Source organism: Teichococcus vastitatis, from assembly GCF_003604215.1.
GTDB classification, from domain to species: Bacteria; Pseudomonadota; Alphaproteobacteria; order Acetobacterales; family Acetobacteraceae; genus Pseudoroseomonas; species Pseudoroseomonas vastitatis.
The window spans coordinates 48,113-63,156 of the sequence record NZ_QXGS01000009.1; the positions used below are offsets into that span (position 1 = coordinate 48,113).

Annotated in this window: 12 protein-coding genes and 2 pseudogenes; 10 read left to right on the forward strand and 4 right to left on the reverse strand. The window is 69.5% G+C overall.

Translation table 11 applies throughout. The features are described from left to right. Window positions 1–59 precede the first annotated feature (59 nt). From D2K64_RS13135 to D2K64_RS13150, 3 genes are all read left to right on the forward strand, one after another. Window positions 60–1,085, forward strand: a complete 1,026-nt coding sequence (locus D2K64_RS13135; RefSeq protein ID WP_120008826.1) for a serine hydrolase domain-containing protein — start codon at window positions 60–62, stop codon at window positions 1,083–1,085. Window positions 1,086–1,203: 118 nt separating this feature from the next. Then, window positions 1,204–1,641 carry a hypothetical protein gene (locus tag D2K64_RS13140; RefSeq protein WP_120008827.1) on the forward strand — a complete coding sequence of 146 codons (438 nt, stop codon included), beginning with the start codon at window positions 1,204–1,206 and terminating at the stop codon, window positions 1,639–1,641. 474 nt (window positions 1,642–2,115) lie between these two features. Further along, window positions 2,116–5,673 carry an indolepyruvate ferredoxin oxidoreductase family protein gene (locus D2K64_RS13150; RefSeq protein ID WP_120008908.1) on the forward strand — a complete coding sequence of 1,186 codons (3,558 nt, stop codon included), beginning with the start codon at window positions 2,116–2,118 and terminating at the stop codon, window positions 5,671–5,673. Window positions 5,674–5,760: 87 nt separating this feature from the next. Here D2K64_RS13150 and D2K64_RS13155 read toward each other — a convergent pair whose 3' ends face one another. Next, complete coding sequence (locus tag D2K64_RS13155; protein ID WP_120008829.1) at window positions 5,761–7,260, reverse strand: serine hydrolase domain-containing protein; 1,500 nt, start codon at window positions 7,258–7,260, stop codon at window positions 5,761–5,763. Window positions 7,261–7,384: 124 nt separating this feature from the next. Here D2K64_RS13155 and zwf point away from each other — a divergent pair, with 124 nt between their 5' ends. Next, a complete protein-coding gene (gene zwf / locus D2K64_RS13160) occupies window positions 7,385–8,860 on the forward strand; it encodes a glucose-6-phosphate dehydrogenase (protein ID WP_120008830.1) in 1,476 nt (491 codons plus the stop codon). Window positions 8,861–8,935: 75 nt separating this feature from the next. Here zwf and D2K64_RS13165 read toward each other — a convergent pair whose 3' ends face one another. Beyond that, the gene (locus tag D2K64_RS13165; protein WP_120008831.1) at window positions 8,936–9,937 is read right to left on the reverse strand and encodes a TerC family protein; all 1,002 of its coding nucleotides are present in this window, start codon (window positions 9,935–9,937) and stop codon (window positions 8,936–8,938) included. 272 nt (window positions 9,938–10,209) lie between these two features. On the opposite strand from D2K64_RS13165, the gene D2K64_RS13170 reads away from it, so the two are divergent. The 6 genes and pseudogenes from D2K64_RS13170 to D2K64_RS13185 all read left to right on the forward strand — a co-directional run. Beyond that, the gene (locus D2K64_RS13170; protein ID WP_157985832.1) at window positions 10,210–10,500 is read left to right on the forward strand and encodes a hypothetical protein; all 291 of its coding nucleotides are present in this window, start codon (window positions 10,210–10,212) and stop codon (window positions 10,498–10,500) included. 115 nt (window positions 10,501–10,615) lie between these two features. Continuing rightward, entirely contained in the window at window positions 10,616–10,870 is a 255-nt protein-coding gene (locus D2K64_RS26160) for a helix-turn-helix domain-containing protein (protein ID WP_370764851.1), read from the forward strand. Between the two features lie 484 nt (window positions 10,871–11,354). Then, window positions 11,355–11,692: pseudogene (locus D2K64_RS26165) on the forward strand (IS30 family transposase); the annotation flags it as partial. A 10-nt stretch (window positions 11,693–11,702) separates the two neighbouring features. Further along, window positions 11,703–12,062, forward strand: a complete 360-nt coding sequence (locus D2K64_RS13180) for a hypothetical protein (protein WP_120008833.1) — start codon at window positions 11,703–11,705, stop codon at window positions 12,060–12,062. 226 nt (window positions 12,063–12,288) lie between these two features. Further along, a complete protein-coding gene (locus D2K64_RS25945; RefSeq protein ID WP_274379304.1) occupies window positions 12,289–12,420 on the forward strand; it encodes a hypothetical protein in 132 nt (43 codons plus the stop codon). Between the two features lie 30 nt (window positions 12,421–12,450). Then, window positions 12,451–12,615 (forward strand): annotated as a pseudogene (locus tag D2K64_RS13185) (helix-turn-helix domain-containing protein); the annotation flags it as partial. 73 nt (window positions 12,616–12,688) lie between these two features. On the opposite strand, the gene eutC reads toward D2K64_RS13185, so the two are convergent. Together eutC and D2K64_RS13195 are read right to left on the reverse strand one after the other, a co-directional pair. Continuing rightward, complete coding sequence (eutC, locus tag D2K64_RS13190; RefSeq protein WP_120008835.1) at window positions 12,689–13,513, reverse strand: ethanolamine ammonia-lyase subunit EutC; 825 nt, start codon at window positions 13,511–13,513, stop codon at window positions 12,689–12,691. Continuing rightward, a complete protein-coding gene (locus D2K64_RS13195) occupies window positions 13,503–14,915 on the reverse strand; it encodes an ethanolamine ammonia-lyase subunit EutB (protein ID WP_456316374.1) in 1,413 nt (470 codons plus the stop codon). The genes eutC and D2K64_RS13195 overlap by 11 nt, the downstream gene beginning before the upstream one ends. Window positions 14,916–15,044 lie beyond the last annotated feature (129 nt).

Sequence of the window (15,044 nt, forward strand, 5' to 3'; positions counted from 1 at the left end):
TCTTCAACACGGCCAGAATGCCGAGGCCGAGCCTGCCGCCCCGAGGAGTGACCGCCACCATGTCTGCCCTGCCGTTCTCCGATGCGCTTCCCGTGCCCGTGCCGCAGGAGGCCGATCCGGGCGACTGGCCGGTCTGGAGCAGCCCGGAGGCGGCCGGATGGTCCACGTCGGCACTTACGGATGCCCTGCGCTTCGCGTCCACGCTGGACAGCGCGGCGCTGATGCTGGTGGTGCGCGGCCGGGTGCTGGTGTCGGCTGGCCGCGTCGCGGCCCGGTTCAACACGCACTCGATCCGCAAGAGCATCTTGTCCGCGCTGATCGGTATCCACGAGGCGGAGGGCCGCATCGATCTCGGCGCCACGCTGGACGCGCTGGGGATCGACGACAAGCTCGGCCTGACGCCGCGGGAAAAGCTGGCCACGGTGTACGACCTGCTGTGCGCCCGCTCCGGCGTGTATCACCCGAGCGGCTACGAATCCCCCTGGATGCTCTCCATCAAGCCGGCGCGGCACAGTGCAGGGCCCGGCACCACTTGGTGCTACAACAACTGGGACTTCAACGCCCTGGGCAGCATCTTCCGGCAACTCACCGGGGCCGACATCTTCGCCGATTTCGCCAACCGGATCGCCGTGCCATGCGGGCTGCAGGATTTCCGCCCGGCCGAGGATGGCAGCTATGTCACGCTGCCCGATTCCCAGCATCCGGCCTATCCGTTCCGCATGACGGCCCGGGATCTGGCGAAGTTCGGCCAGCTGTTTCTGGATGCCGGATGCTGCGGCGGCCGGGCCGTGCTGCCGCCGGACTGGGCCCGGCTCAGCGTGCTGCCGCATTCGGAAGCCGGACATCGCGGCGCCTACGGCTTCATGTGGTGGATATCCCGGGAGGGTGTGATGTTTCCGAGCGTGGTGACGCCGCCCGGCAGCTTCGCGGCCTTCGGCACCCGCGGCCACAAGGTGCTGGTGATGCCGTCCTTGCAGGCGGTGCTGGTGCACCGGGTTGACACCGACCAGGAGGGAACGGCCGTGTCCGACCTGCAGTTCGGTCGGCTGCTGGCACGGCTGCTGCGGGCTGCGCCACGTCACTGAGCAACGCGGCGCCTCCGGCATGGATCGCGAACCGCGATCCGTGCATAATGGCTGGGGTCCGACCGTGCTCCGCCGGCTGCGAGTGAACGCCGCGACCGCTTGTTGAAAGCTGAAGCCCATGCAGATCACCGCCGAGCAGATCCGCGCCGCCGAGGCGCAGGGCTGCCGCTTCGAGCCGGCCTCCGAACGCCAGGTCCGCACCTTGTCCATGCAACGCCGCATCTTCTGGCAGGGCACCCAGGCCCTGGTGGCGCTGCGCCAGGATGGCTTCCTGGAAACCGCGGCCACGCTGCAGCAGATCCTGGAACAGCCGGCGCCGGAAGAACCGTCCACGCCCTTGCCGCCCCGGGAGCCGGAGCCGGCGAGCATCTCCCCTGCGGAGAGCGTCGTGACGGCGCCACCCGCGGCCTCTCCGGCCCCGACTCTCGCCGCCACGGCTCAGATGGTGGCGGCCGTGGTGGCGGCCCGATCCCTGGAAGCTGCGGATCTTCCGGACCTGATCCGGAGCGTGCATGGCAGTGTCAGTCGCTTGTTGCCGCGAACTGGGAAATCCTGAGGCCGTTACGGTCGCGTCGGGGCCGCGCTTTCTTTCACACGAAAATGTGTGCACCTCCAGGACCCGTGCCTCGGCGCCTGCCTTGCGCCGGCCTGGACTGCCGCAAAGCGCAAACATGATATCCGGACAATGTCCGGCCTCAGAAGCTGTCGGATTTGGGGCGTGAGACTTTCCATCCGTGTCGGATGGCCGCCACTCCTGCGGCGATCGGTCCTCAGCCCTCGGCGCAGGCGGTCCGGCCGGGTCTGATTCTGCGCTTTTCCCGCGTGCTGCAAGCAGGCTTCATGATCATGGCGGCCATCAACCGGCTGCCCAAGCCACGCCGCAGGGCGGGCACAGGAGGATCGCGGGCGATGAACGGCCATCCGTATCATACGGCGCCTCGTACCGGCGCGGCGGAAGCCTCCACCGGACGAGCCGGTGCGCCCCGCTCTGGCAGCGGCTGAGATTTCCCGGCAGCAGGACAGCACGATCATGGCAAACATGGCCCGGCTTCCGCCTTCCGCGCAGTTCCAGTTCGACGGCTCACCTTGCTTTCTGACCGGCATCCAGGCGCTGGTGCGCTTGCCGATGCTGCAGCAGATCCGCGACGCGGCGGCGGGGCTGAACACGGCGGGCTTCATCTCAGGCTATCGCGGCTCGCCGCTGGGCGGCTTCGATCAGGCGCTGTGGCGGGCACGGGATGCGCTGGCGGCGCACCGCATCACCTTTCAACCCGGGCTGAACGAGGAACTGGCGGCCACGGCGGTATGGGGCACCCAGCAGGTGAACCTGTTTTCGGACGCCAAGCATGATGGCGTGTTCGGACTCTGGTACGGCAAGGGGCCCGGCGCCGACCGCAGCGTCGACGTGTTCAAGCACGCCAATGCCGCCGGCACTTCGCGGCACGGCGGCGTCCTGGCGCTGGTGGGAGATGACCATGGCGCCAAATCCTCCTCCCTGCCGCATCAGAGCGACCACATCTTCGCCGCCTCGATGATGCCGGTGCTGAACCCGTCGGGCGTGCAGGAATTCATCGATTTCGGGCTGCATGGCTGGGCTATGTCGCGGTTCTCCGGCTGCTGGGTCGGGCTGCGGGCCATCGCCGACACGGTGGAAACCTCCGCCGCCGTGGCGCTCGACCCGCACCGCATCGAGAGTCGGCTGCCGGCGGATTTCGTGATGCCGCCGGACGGCTTGTCGATCCGCTGGCCCGACCCGCCGCTGATGCAGGAGCGCCGGCTGCAGCAGTTCAAGGTCTACGCCGCCATGGCCTACGCCCACGCCAACGGGCTGAACCGGGTGGTGCTGGACAGCCCGAGGGCGCAGCTCGGCATCATCACCACGGGCAAATCCTATCTGGACGTGCGGCAGGCCCTGGTGTCGCTGGGCATCGATGAGAGCAAGGCGGCGGCGATCGGCCTGCGCATCTTCAAGGTCGGCATGACCTGGCCGCTAGACGCGGAAGGCGTGCGGCACTTCGCCGAGGGCCTCGAGGACATCCTGGTGGTCGAGGAGAAACGGCAGGTCATCGAATACCAGCTGAAGGAACAGCTCTACAATTGGCGGGAGGATGTGCGGCCGCGCGTCACCGGCAAGTATGACGAAACCGGCGAATGGGAGCTGGCGGCGCATCGCTGGCAATTGCCAGCCTCGGGTGAGCTGACCCCCGCCCTGATCGCGCGCGTGCTGGCCCGCCGCATCCGGCGCTTCCATGAGGATCCGGCCATCGAGGAGCGTCTGGCCTTTCTGGACGCCCGCGACACAACCGCCGCGCAGAACCAGGGCGCCACGACGCAGCGCGTGCCGCATTACTGCTCGGGCTGTCCGCACAATACCTCGACCCGCGTGCCGGAAGGCAGCCGCGCCCTGGCCGGCATCGGCTGCCATTACATGGCATTGTGGCTGAACCCGGAGCAAACTCGGACCTTCAGCCAGATGGGCGGGGAAGGGGTGGCGTGGCTCGGCCAGGCGTCGTTCACCGATACGCCGCACGTCTTCGCCAATCTGGGTGATGGCACCTACTCGCATTCGGGGCTGCTCGCGATCCGTCAGGCCGTCGCGGCCCGCGCCTCCATCACCTACAAGATCCTGTTCAACGACGCCGTGGCGATGACCGGGGGCCAGCCGGTGGAGGGCACGCTTACCGTGCCGCAGATCGCGCGGCAGGTGCTCGCCGAGGGAGTCGGGCGCTGCGTGGTGGTGGCGGAGGATCCTCGGCGCCACACCGGCACCCTGCCGTCCGGCGTTTCCCTGCGGCATCGCCGCGACCTCGACACGGTGCAGCGCGAACTGCGCGACATCCGCGATGTCACCGTGCTGATCTACGATCAGACCTGCGCCGCCGAGAAGCGCCGCCGCCGCAAGCGCGGCCTGATGCCCGACCCGGCCCGGCGCGTGGTGATCAACGACCGCGTCTGCGAAGGCTGCGGAGATTGCAGCGACAAATCCAACTGCATGTCCGTGGTGCCGGTGGAAACCGAGTTCGGCCGCAAGCGGGCGATCGACCAATCCTCCTGCAACAAGGATTTCTCCTGCCTCGACGGCTTCTGCCCCAGCTTCGTCACCGTGGAAGGCGGCCGGCTGCGGCAGGGCCGTGCCATCGCGGCGCTGGCGCCCGGGGAGGAGCTGCCCGACCCGGACGTGGCCAGCGCAGCAGCGCCGTTCAACATCTTGGTCACCGGCGTCGGCGGCACCGGGGTGGTGACGATCGGCGCGCTGCTCGGCACTGCGGCGACGCTGGAAGGGAAGGGGGCGCTGGTGCTCGACATGGCCGGGCTGGCGCAGAAAGGCGGCCCCGTCTGGTCGCATGTGCGGATCGCCGACCGGCAGGACGCACTGCATGCGTCCCGCATCGCCACCGGTGAGGCAAGCCTGCTGCTGGGCTGCGACATGGTGGTGGCGGCGGCGGAGGACAGCTTGTCCAAGCTCAATCTCGGCACCACCCGTGCGGTGCTGAACAGCGACGTGGCGGTGACCAGTGACGTGGTGCGGGGACTGGCTGCGCAGGCCCGCAGCGGCGACGCAGCCGGCATCGCGGATCCGGATCTGGCGGCCGATACCCTGGCGGAGCGGATCGCCGCCGCCGTCGGGCCAGAAAACGCCAGCCGGATTCCCGCCTCCCGGCTGGCCACGGCGCTGCTGGGGGATTCGATCGCCACCAACCTGTTCATGATCGGCTATGCCAGCCAGAAGGGCCTGTTGCCGGTATCACCCCGCGCCATCCTGCAGGCCATCGAGTTGAACGGCGCGGCGGTGCCGATGAACCGGCAGGCCTTCCATTGGGGTCGCAAGGCAGCGCTCGATCTTGCCGCGGTGGAGGCCGCCGCAGCCCCCGCGCGGCCGCGCCCGGCGCATCACCGCCTGTCCACCTCGGTGGATGAGGTGATCGCGCGGCGGGTGGAGGAGCTGATCGCTTATCAGAACCGCCACCTTGCCGAACGCTACGTCGCACTGGTGCAGCGCATCCGCGCGGCGGAGCAGCGCCACTGCGCCGGGCACACCGCACTGACCGAGGCGGCCGCACGCGGCTATCACAAATTGCTGGCGGTGAAGGACGAGTACGAGGTCGCCCGACTGTTCCACGAGACTGGATTCCGGCAGCGGATCGCGGAGCAGTTCGAGGGCGATTACCGCGTGGTGCTGCATCTGGCGCCGCCGCTCTGGTCGCGGCCGGAACCGGGGCGCGAAACCCCGCGCAAACGGGCCTTCGGGCCATGGATGCTAAGTGCCTTCGGTCTGCTGGCCCATCTGCGCGGCCTGCGCGGCACTGTTCTGGACCCGTTCCGCTTCACCGAGGACCGTCGCCTCGATCGTCGGCTTTTGGCGGACTACGAAGCCGCGCTGGAGGAAATCGCAAGGGGACTGACAGCAGCCAACCACGCCATGGCGGTGGAGATCGCCAGCCTGCCGGATCAGGTGCGCGGTTTCGGAGCGGTACGCCAACGCTTCGCCCGCCATGCCTGGCGACGCCGCGAGCGCCTGCTGGATGCCTTCCGCAGGGGTGGGACCGTGCCGCAGACACGCCCGGCGGCGGAGGTCGAGATGTCCTGACACAACCCGCGCGCGGACCCATGGAAGAACCTCCTGCTTCATCCCGTATAAGTTATCTTATGTAAAATCGTCTGGCACCTCAGCCGGTCAGCAGCGTCGGAACCGCAGCACCCTGCTGCGCTGGGATACCAGGAGCAGCGTATCCGGCTGTTCCAGCCAAAGGGCGAAGCGGCTGGCACCTGGAGGGTTCGGCCGCACCGCCAGTGCCTTGCCTCGGCCCAGCGGGCGCAGGCGCACCGGCGGCGCTGCTATGCCCGGCAGGCGCAGCACCGCGCCGGACCCGGAGAGGCTGATCTCCAATCGTGCCTCGTCGCCGAAGCCGGAGCCGCGCCAAGGGCCGAGCAGCCGGTGATCCAGCCCGGCCTCCGCCTCGACCGCATCCAGGCGAACCGCACGGTGGCCGATCCGGCCTTCCAGCCCGCCCTCCGGGCCAGGCCGCAATTCGAAGGGAAGATGGGATTGCAGGCCGCGCATCGTGCCATCATCGCCGGCATGCAGCGGCTCCTGCGCTCCCAGCAGCAGCACCGCGTCGCCGGTGGATTCGGCCCAGAACGGCCCGTCCACCTCGCTGAACAGGCCCGGCGGCAGGCGACCCGGTCCCGGAAGCGTCATTCCTGTCAACGCCGCCATCACCGCGAGGCTCAAGCCGTAGGCGGCGGTTTCCTCGCGATTGCTGAGCACGATCACGCCGGCGCCCAGCTCAGGTGCCAGCAGCATGTGGTTCTTGTAGCCCGGCAGGGAACCGCCATGGCCCCAGAGCAGTGGCCCCGTCAGCGCCACGCGGGACAGGCCGAGACCGTAGCCGGTTTCGGTGCCATCCTGCAGCCGGCCGGAACAGGCCAGCTGCTGCCATAGCCCCGCGGTGCCGCCCTGCCCCTCCATCAGCTGCTGCGCCCAGCGCATCAGCGCCTCGGCCGAGCAGGCCAGCCCACCGGAGGCGGAGAAGTTCAGCCCGTAGCGGCCGCGCTGCCAATGTCCCTCCTTATCCTTCCAATAGCCCGTGGCGAGGCCGGGTACCGGCTCCGCCTCGTCCTCGGGGTAGAACAGGCCGTGTCCGGGGAAGTGCCGCGCCAGCAATTCATCGAAGCGGGAGGACAAGGCCGCCTCGGCCAGGCGATAGCCCGTATTGGAATAGGCGATGCTGTGGCCGGGCGTGAAGTTCACCCCCGGCAGGCCACGCGCCAGCTCCAGCAGGGTCGGGCGATCGATGCTGGCGGTGCTCGGGATGCCGAGCAGGCCGAAGCTTTCCGCCAGATCGGGAAGGCCGCCGGTCATGTCCAGGGCGCGGCGCAACGGCACGGCGGCGATATCCGGCGACAAGCCCTGCACCACGGCGCCGAGCGGCCGTGCGAGATCCAGCCCATCACGCAACGCGGCGGCGCAGAACACGTGCTTGGTGATGGAGGCAAGCCGCGTCGGCGTCGCGGCGGTGAATGGCACCCGATGTTCCAGGCTGGCGAGGCCGGCGGCCCGCACGAAGCGCACGCCGCCGCGGTCGAATCCCAGCACCACGCCCCCGGGTTCGTCGGCGGTCCAGCCGCTCGCCAGTACCGCCGCCCTGGCTTCCGCCTGCTGCCATGAAACCATCGCGCCGCTCCTCCCTGCACCATTCCGGAGCACCGCATCCGGCCGGCGTTGTCAACCACCGGCCGGTTTGGAGCAGGCCGCGGCCGCGTCTATGCTGCGGCTTCCTTGATCCAGGAGCGCCAGCATGGCCCGAATCCTCCCCGTGGCTTCCTTTGACGGCGTGGTGTTCGGCGCGACCGGCGACCTGACCATGCGCAAGCTGCTGCCGGCGCTGTTCCACCGCTTCCGCGACCGGCAGTTCCCGACCAGCAGCCGCATCATCGCCGCGGCGCGGACCGAGCTCGACACCGACGCCTACCGGGTCCGTGCCGAAGCGGCTCTGCGCCAGCACGTCGACGCCGCCAGCCTGGAGGCCGGGCTGCTGCAGGACTTCCTCGGCCTGGTGCAGTACCAGACGGTGGATGCGCTCGGCCCGCAGGGATGGCCCGAACTGGTGGCCACGCTGCAGGAGCGGCCGGAACAGGTGCGTGCCTTCTACCTCGCCACCTCGCCGGAGCTGTATGGCCCGATCTGCCACAGGCTGGCCGAGCATGGCGGTCTGAACGCGCTGTCCCGCGTGGTGCTGGAAAAGCCGATCGGCCACGACCTGGCTTCCGCCCAGGCGATCAACAACGCGGTGGGCGAGGTGTTGCCGGAGAAGCAGATCTTCCGCATCGACCACTACCTCGGCAAGGAAACGGTGCAGAACCTGATGGCGCTGCGCTTCGCCAACCCGATCTTCGAGCGGCTGTGGCACGCCGACACCATCGACCACGTGCAGATCACCGTGGCGGAGACGGTCGGCGTCGAGGGGCGCGGCGGCTATTACGACCGTTCCGGCGCGCTGCGCGACATGGTGCAGAACCATATGCTGCAGCTACTCTGCCTGCTGGCCATGGAGAGCCCGATCTCGCTCGACACCGACGCGGTGCGCGACGAGAAGCTGAAGGTGCTGCGCGCGCTGCAGCGGGTCGAGGCCCACGAGGTCAACAGCTGCACGGTGCGCGGCCAGTACGCCGCCGGCGCCGCCGAGGGGCGGCCGGTGCAGGGTTACCTGGCCGATCTCGGCGCGCCCGACAGCCTGACCGAAACCTTCGTGGCGCTGAAGATGCAGGTGAATTCCTGGCGCTGGGCGGGGGTGCCCTTCTACCTCCGCACCGGCAAGCGGCTGCCGCGCAAGATGAGCGAGATCGTGGTGCAGTTCCGCACGCCGCCCTTCTCGATCTTCCCGCGCGACCAGCACGAGCTGCAGCCGAACCGGCTGCTGATCCGGCTGCAGCCGGCCGAGGGCATGCGGCTCGAGATGATGACCAAGGAACCGGGACCGGGCGGGCTGCACCTGAAGCCCACCGGCCTCGACATCTCCTTCGAGAAGGCGTTCGGCCAGCGCTATCCGGACGCCTATGAGCGGTTGCTGATGGACGTGGTGCGCGGCAACACCACCCTGTTCATGCGCCGCGACGAGGTGGAGGCCGCCTGGGGCTGGGTGCAGCCGATCCTGCGCGGCTGGAGCGAGCGGCGCGACGCCCCCCGCCCCTACCTCGCCGGTTCCTGGGGACCAAGCGCCGCCATCGCCATGATCGAGCGCGACGGCCGCACCTGGTACGAGAGCACGGATTAACCCGCGCGGCCGCGAACCATACGCCGCGGCTGGCCCGTGCCGTTCCCGTGGCACGGGTGTCGGCCGCAGCCGCGATCAGGCCGTGCGCCGCGCGGCCTCGCCTTTCCGCGTCCTGAGCAGGCTGAGCACCACCCCCGCGGCCAGAATGCCGAAGGTGATCCCGAGCGACAGGGCTGGCGGCACCTTGTCGATCCCCAGCAGGTCGGCGAGGAACACCTTGGAGCCGATGAAGATCACCACGCTGGCCAGCGCGTATTTCAGGTAGCGGAAGCGGTGCACCATGGCAGCGAGCGCGAAGTAGAGGGCGCGCAGGCCCAGGATGGCGAAGATGTTGGAGGTGTAGACGATGAACGGGTCCGTGGTGATCGCGAAGATCGCCGGCACGCTGTCCACCGCGAAGATGACGTCGGCGATCTCGATCAGCGCCAGGGCCAGGAACAGCGGCGTCATAAGCCGCGCCGTGCGGCCCGGGCGGGCCGGATCGGGCAGGCGGACGAAGAAGCTTTCGCCGTGGTGCTCCTCGGTGGCGTTGCAGCGGCGCTTCATGAAGCGCAGCAGCGGGTTGTTGCCGACGTCGTATTCCTGTTCGGCGAACACCAGCATCTTCACGCCCGTTGTGATGAGGAAAACCGCGAAGACGTAGAGCACCCAGGAGAACTCGGACACGATGGCGGCGCCGAGGCCGATCATCGTCGCGCGCAGCACGATGACGCCGAGGATGCCCCAGAACAGCACGCGGTGCTGGTACAGTCTGGGCACAACAAAGAAGGCGACGATCATGGCGGTAACGAACACGTTGTCCATCGCGAGCGCCTCCTCCACGACGAAGCCGGTGAGGTACTCCATCCCGGCTTGCGGTCCGAGATACCACCAGACCCAGCCACCGAAGGCCAGGCCGAGGCCAATATAGCCGGCCGACAGCGCCAGGCTCTCCCGCGCGCCGATTTCGCGGTTCTCCTTGTGCAGCACGCCGAGGTCGAGCACCAGCAGCGCGGCCACGATGGCGATGAAGGCGAGCCACATCCAGCCCAGCTTGCCGAGCAAGCTGCCGAACAGGAGGGGATCGAACAGGCCCATGAGGATCGGGCTCCATAACGTGGTATGGACAGTCCGACATGGCGGCATGTCGCCGGCCAGAGGGGCCTGGTTGCGTCTGCTGAACGATGTTGCCGCCCTTCGCACCCCTGTCCAGATCGAGCCGGGCACCTGATGTGCCTGTTCCGCAAGATCGAGGTCACGGTTGTGCGCTTCCGCACGGGGTGTGCCGCCGCCCCGTTGCATGGCGGGCCACCGATGCCGAGCTTGGACCCGGCCCATTCCCGGACCTGCAGATGACGGAGACGCCGACCATGACCGCCGACGCCCGCTCGCTTCCGATCCCCGGCAGCCTCGCGACGCCCGTGCACGCCCTTGCGGAGCGGTTGCACCTGTTTCTCAAGCGACTCCGCGCAACACCGCTACGGTCCCAGGCCAGCGAGGCGCTGCTCCCCGAGGAGGCGAGCGCGCATGGCTGGGTGGATTCACGTGGTCGTCGCAACACCGAGGCGGAGGGTGGTTGCGATGGCGGGTCGGCGGCGTTCGGATCTGGCTTTGCGGGCAAAGTCTCCCTCGCCGGGGCGGCCGGGGGTAGCCCGGCGTGAGGACCGGCGGCAGTTCTGGAGGTTGATTGCGGCGGGCCAGTCGAGCTGGGACGCGGCGATCGGCGCAGGGGTTTCGGAGGCGGTAGGGTCCCGATGGTTTCAGGAGGCGGGCGGGATGCCACCATCAACGCTCGGGCGGTCGTCGAAGTCGCCCTCGGGGCGATCCCTGTCGTTTGCGGACCGCGAGGAGATCGCGCTCTGGCGTGCGCAGGGGCATGGGGTGCGGGAGGTTGCCCGGCGGCTTCGACGGTCTCGCGCGAGCTACGGCGCAATGCTGCGACGCGCAGCGGCGGGCTGGAGTACCGGGCCACGACGGCGCAGTGGCACGCCGAGCAGGCGGCGCGGCGTCCGAAGCCGGCGAAGTTGGTGAAGCAGCCAGTGCTCAGGGCTTATGTGCAGGACCGGCTGGCGGGTGCCGTGGCGGCTGCGGCTCGACTTTCCGGACGATGGGGCGATGCGGATCAGCCATGAGGCCATCTACCAGTCGCTTTATATCCAGGGCCGCGGCGCACTGCGGCGAGAGCTGACGGCGTGTCTGCGCACCGGTCGGGCACTCCGCGTACCGCGGGCGCGGAGCCGCGGGGAGGGGGAAGTCACATGTCGGCCCTGAGGTGAAGATCAGCGAGCGTCCAGCGGAGGCGGACGATCGGGCCGTGCCGGGGCACTGGGAGGAGGACCTGATCCTCGGCCTTGGCAGTTCGGCGATCGGCACCCTGGTGGAGCGCACGACACGGTTCACGATGCTGCTACACCTGCCGCGCATGCCAGGCCACGGGAACGGGCTCCGCGCGAAGAACGGGCCGGCGCTGGCCGGGCATGGTGCAGAGGCAGTGTGTGACGCCATCACGCGCACGATCATCACCCTGCCGGAGGCGCTGCGGCGGTCACTCACCTGGGACCAAGGTACGGAGATGACGGAGCATCCGCGGCTGCGGATCGACACCGGGCTGCAGGTATACTTCTGCGGTTCGCACAGCCGTGGCAGCGCGGCACGAACGAGAACACGAACGGGCTGCTGCGACAGTACTTCCCCAAGGAAACCGACCTGGTGGCATACAGCGGCGATGACCTCATCGCCGTAGCGACAGCACTCAACGCGAGACCGCGCAAGACGCTCGGCTGGAGAACGCCAGCCGAAGCTCTTGATGCGGTGCTACGATCAGCGCAGACAGGTGTTGCGACGACCACGTGAATCCACCCTGTTGTCGCGGCTCACAGTGCAGCATGCCGGCTTCGAGCATCAAATCAAGGAGGCCGCGCGGCCGCATCCCGATGCGGAGTTGCTGCGGTCGCTGAAGCGCGCGAAGCTGCTGATCCCGACCGGATCGCCGCGGCTGAGGGTGGAGCTCCCGGCAGTACGGGCGGGCGCTATCGCCTGGCGCACGTGGCCCACCTGGATGCTGCGCGGCACACCAGGTGAGGGAATTACGCGGGACATGGAGCGCCTGCCACCGAGCCTCGACCGGCTCACTTTCTTCGAGGGGCCGCGCTCGCGCGTGCCGAGGCCGCGCCGCGTATGGCGGCCTTCCGGGAACCAGTTCCACGAACACCTCGCCGGGTAGCACCGCGACCAGCGCGCGGTGCACCGCGCGGATGCCGGCCGAAGGAGGGAAGACAGGGCCGGCTAAGGCCGCGAGTTCCCCCACGGACGCCCCGGTGCGACCTCGGCGACGATCTTTTCCCGGCCGCCGCTGGTGCGCATCAGCACCCGCAGTGGCCCGCCGCGCAGCACGACGCGCACCTCCGTGGAAGGGCAGTCGAAATCCGGCACGAATTCGCCCGCCTTCCTTGCCGCCGCTTGGCCGGCGGCTGGTCACGGTGCTGGCGGAGCGCGTGCGCAGCCAGAACCGCCGGCTGCTGGTGTACGCGGCGCTGCTACGCCTCGCCCGGCCACGGCCACCGGAAGCGGGGGCGGCCTAGCGGTGTTTCCGCCACCCCCGGCCCGATCTCGCCGCGGGCATCGGGGCGCGGCGGGAAACCGTGTCGCGCGACCTCGCGGAACTGGCCCACGCCGGCCGCCTCCAGGTCGGGCCGCTCGCCATCGTGCTGCTGGACGAGGCGGCGCTGCGGGCAGAGGTGGAGGCGGCGATGGAATCGGCGAAGCGTCTCGGCTGAGGATTGGGCACGGGTTTGAGGCCGCCGACGCGAGGAACCGGAGGTCAACCCCGCGGGCCGGCCTTCCTGACGCTCAGAACGGCCGGTCCGCGGAGGGTCCGCCGCTGCCCAGGACAGGCCGGGAACCCACCCCGGGCGCGCCGTGTTCGAGGTGCGGCGGCTGCTCGTCCTTCAGTTCGACACCGGTGAGCCGCAGCCGCAGCGCCTCGGTCATCAGCCAAGCCAGCTTGTCGGCTGCGGATTCCGGCGCGAGCCCGCCGGAGCGGTGGATGTTGGAGATGCAGTTACGCTCCGAGTCCCGCCGGCCGCGCTGCGGCGCGTAGGTCAGGTAGACGCCAAGGCTGTCGGCCACCGACAGGCCGGGCCGCTCGCCGATCAGCATGGCACACAGGCTGGCGCCCAGCGCTTCCCCGATCTCATCACCCAGCGCAACACGGGCCTGCGTGGCGATCACCACGGGGGCCACGCGCCAGCCGGGCAGGCGTTGCAGCGTCGCCCGCAGCACCGCGGCAGCGTGTTGCTGCACCGCTGTGGCCGACAATCCGTCGGCGAGCACGAACACGGCGTCCCACTCGCCTTTCGGAAGCAGGGGCAGGCATTCCGGGTCCAGGCGTCGGCCGAGGTCGGGACGGCGCAGATAGGTGCCGCGATCCGGCGCCTGGCTGCGCACGGCAAGCCACGGAAGGCCGCCCAGCGCCGCCTGCAGCGGCACGCGGTCAAGGGCCGCATGCACCGCGTCGCGGGCCCGCGCATGCGCCAGCTGGAAATCCAGCACGGCGCCGAGCGGCGGTGCATCCCCGGCGCGGCCGAGGCCGATGCGCGCCGGGGTGAAGCGGCGCAGCGCGGCCCAGGGATCGTCCGCGGGGGAGGTCATCGGCGGCGCGGCGTCACGCGGCATCGGCGTCGCTCCCGCCGGAGAGCAGGCGCCGCGTCGTCGCGTGCTGCGGCGCCAGCGCCCGAATGCGGCCGCGGGCGTCGGTCATCTCCCTCAGCTCCAGCCAATCCTCGAATTCCGGCGCGGCGCGCAGGCCGAGGGTGGAGCGAAGGTAGAGCGCATCGTGGAAGGCGCCGCTCTGGTATCCGAGCATCACGTCATCGGCGCCTGGCACGGTGATGACGAAGTTCACGCCGGCGACGCCGAGCAGGGTGAACAGCGTGTCCATGTCGTCCTGGTCGGCCTCGGCATGGTTGGTGTAGCAGACGTCGACGCCCATCGGCACGCCGAGCAGCTTGGCGCAGAAATGATCTTCCAGCCCGGCCCGGATGATCTGCTTGCCGTCATACAGGTATTCCGGCCCGATGAAGCCCACCACGGTGTTCACCAGGAGCGGCCGGAAGGCGCGCGCCACGGCATAGGCGCGCGCCTCCACCGTCTGCTGGTCGATGCCGTGATGCGCGTCGGCCGACAGCGCGGCACCCTGCCCCGTTTCGAAATACATGACGTTGTCGCCCACCGTGCCACGCCGCAGCGACAGCGCCGCCTCATGCGCCTCGCGCAGCACCGACAGGCTCACGCCGAAGCCGGCATTGGCGGCCTCGGTGCCAGCAATTGACTGGAACACCAGATCCACCGGCGCGCCCTGCTCGATCATGCGGATGGTGTTGGTGACGTGCGCCAGCACGCAGCTCTGCGTCGGGATGGCGTGGCGCTCGCGCAATCCTTCCAGCATCTCCAGCAACGCCAGACCATTGGCCACGCTGTCGGTGGCCGGATTGACGCCGATCACCGCATCGCCCGTGCCGTAGAGCAGCCCGTCCAGCGTCGCGGCGGCGATGCCCCGCAGGTCATCCGCCGGGTGATTGGGCTGCAGCCGCGTGGAAAGCCGTCCTTCCAGCCCGATCGTGGAGCGGAAGGCGGTGACCACCCGGCAGCGCCGCGCCACGGCGATCAGGTCCTGGTTGCGCATCAGCTTGGACACGGCGGCCGCCATCTCCGGCGTCAGCCCCGGCGCAAGGGCGGCCAGGGCTTCCGGAGTCGCGTCATAGGAGAGCAGCCAGTCACGCAGGCCTCCCACCGTCAGGTGGCGGATGCGGGCAAAGGCCGCCTGATCCTGGGTATCGTGGATCAGCCGCGTCACCTCATCCGCCTCATAAGGGATTAGCGGCTCCTCCAGGAAGCGGCACAGTGGCAGGTCGGCCAGAACAGCGCGGGCGGCGACGCGCTGTGCGTCGCTCTCCGCCGCCAGCCCTGCCAGTTCATCGCCCGAGCGGCGCGGCGACGCCTTGGCCAGCACCACCCGCAGATCGGCGAAGCGGTGCCGCTCGCCCTGAAAGTCGCTTCGGTACAGGCCCATGGCCATCTCCCTGCATGTCGCCCCGCTCCTGCAAGCCGCCTGCCAGCCAGCCGGCTGCCCACCCGCCCACCACCGGCTTGACGGGTACCTGCCCCCCTCCTACCCATTCCGGCAGACCATAACCGGCCCGCGCGA

Coding starts and splice junctions, on each gene's coding strand:
- eutC (WP_120008835.1), bottom strand. CDS start 13,513: ATGCCGCGTGACGCCGCGCCGCCGATGACCTCCCCCGCGGACGATCCC.
- D2K64_RS13155 (WP_120008829.1), bottom strand. CDS start 7,260: ATGGTTTCATGGCAGCAGGCGGAAGCCAGGGCGGCGGTACTGGCGAGC.
- D2K64_RS13140 (WP_120008827.1), top strand. CDS start 1,204: ATGCAGATCACCGCCGAGCAGATCCGCGCCGCCGAGGCGCAGGGCTGC.
- D2K64_RS13195 (WP_456316374.1), bottom strand. CDS start 14,915: ATGGCCATGGGCCTGTACCGAAGCGACTTTCAGGGCGAGCGGCACCGC.
- D2K64_RS26160 (WP_370764851.1), top strand. CDS start 10,616: ATGCCACCATCAACGCTCGGGCGGTCGTCGAAGTCGCCCTCGGGGCGA.
- D2K64_RS13165 (WP_120008831.1), bottom strand. CDS start 9,937: ATGGGCCTGTTCGATCCCCTCCTGTTCGGCAGCTTGCTCGGCAAGCTG.
- D2K64_RS13150 (WP_120008908.1), top strand. CDS start 2,116: ATGGCAAACATGGCCCGGCTTCCGCCTTCCGCGCAGTTCCAGTTCGAC.
- zwf (WP_120008830.1), top strand. CDS start 7,385: ATGGCCCGAATCCTCCCCGTGGCTTCCTTTGACGGCGTGGTGTTCGGC.
- D2K64_RS13170 (WP_157985832.1), top strand. CDS start 10,210: ATGACCGCCGACGCCCGCTCGCTTCCGATCCCCGGCAGCCTCGCGACG.
- D2K64_RS13135 (WP_120008826.1), top strand. CDS start 60: ATGTCTGCCCTGCCGTTCTCCGATGCGCTTCCCGTGCCCGTGCCGCAG.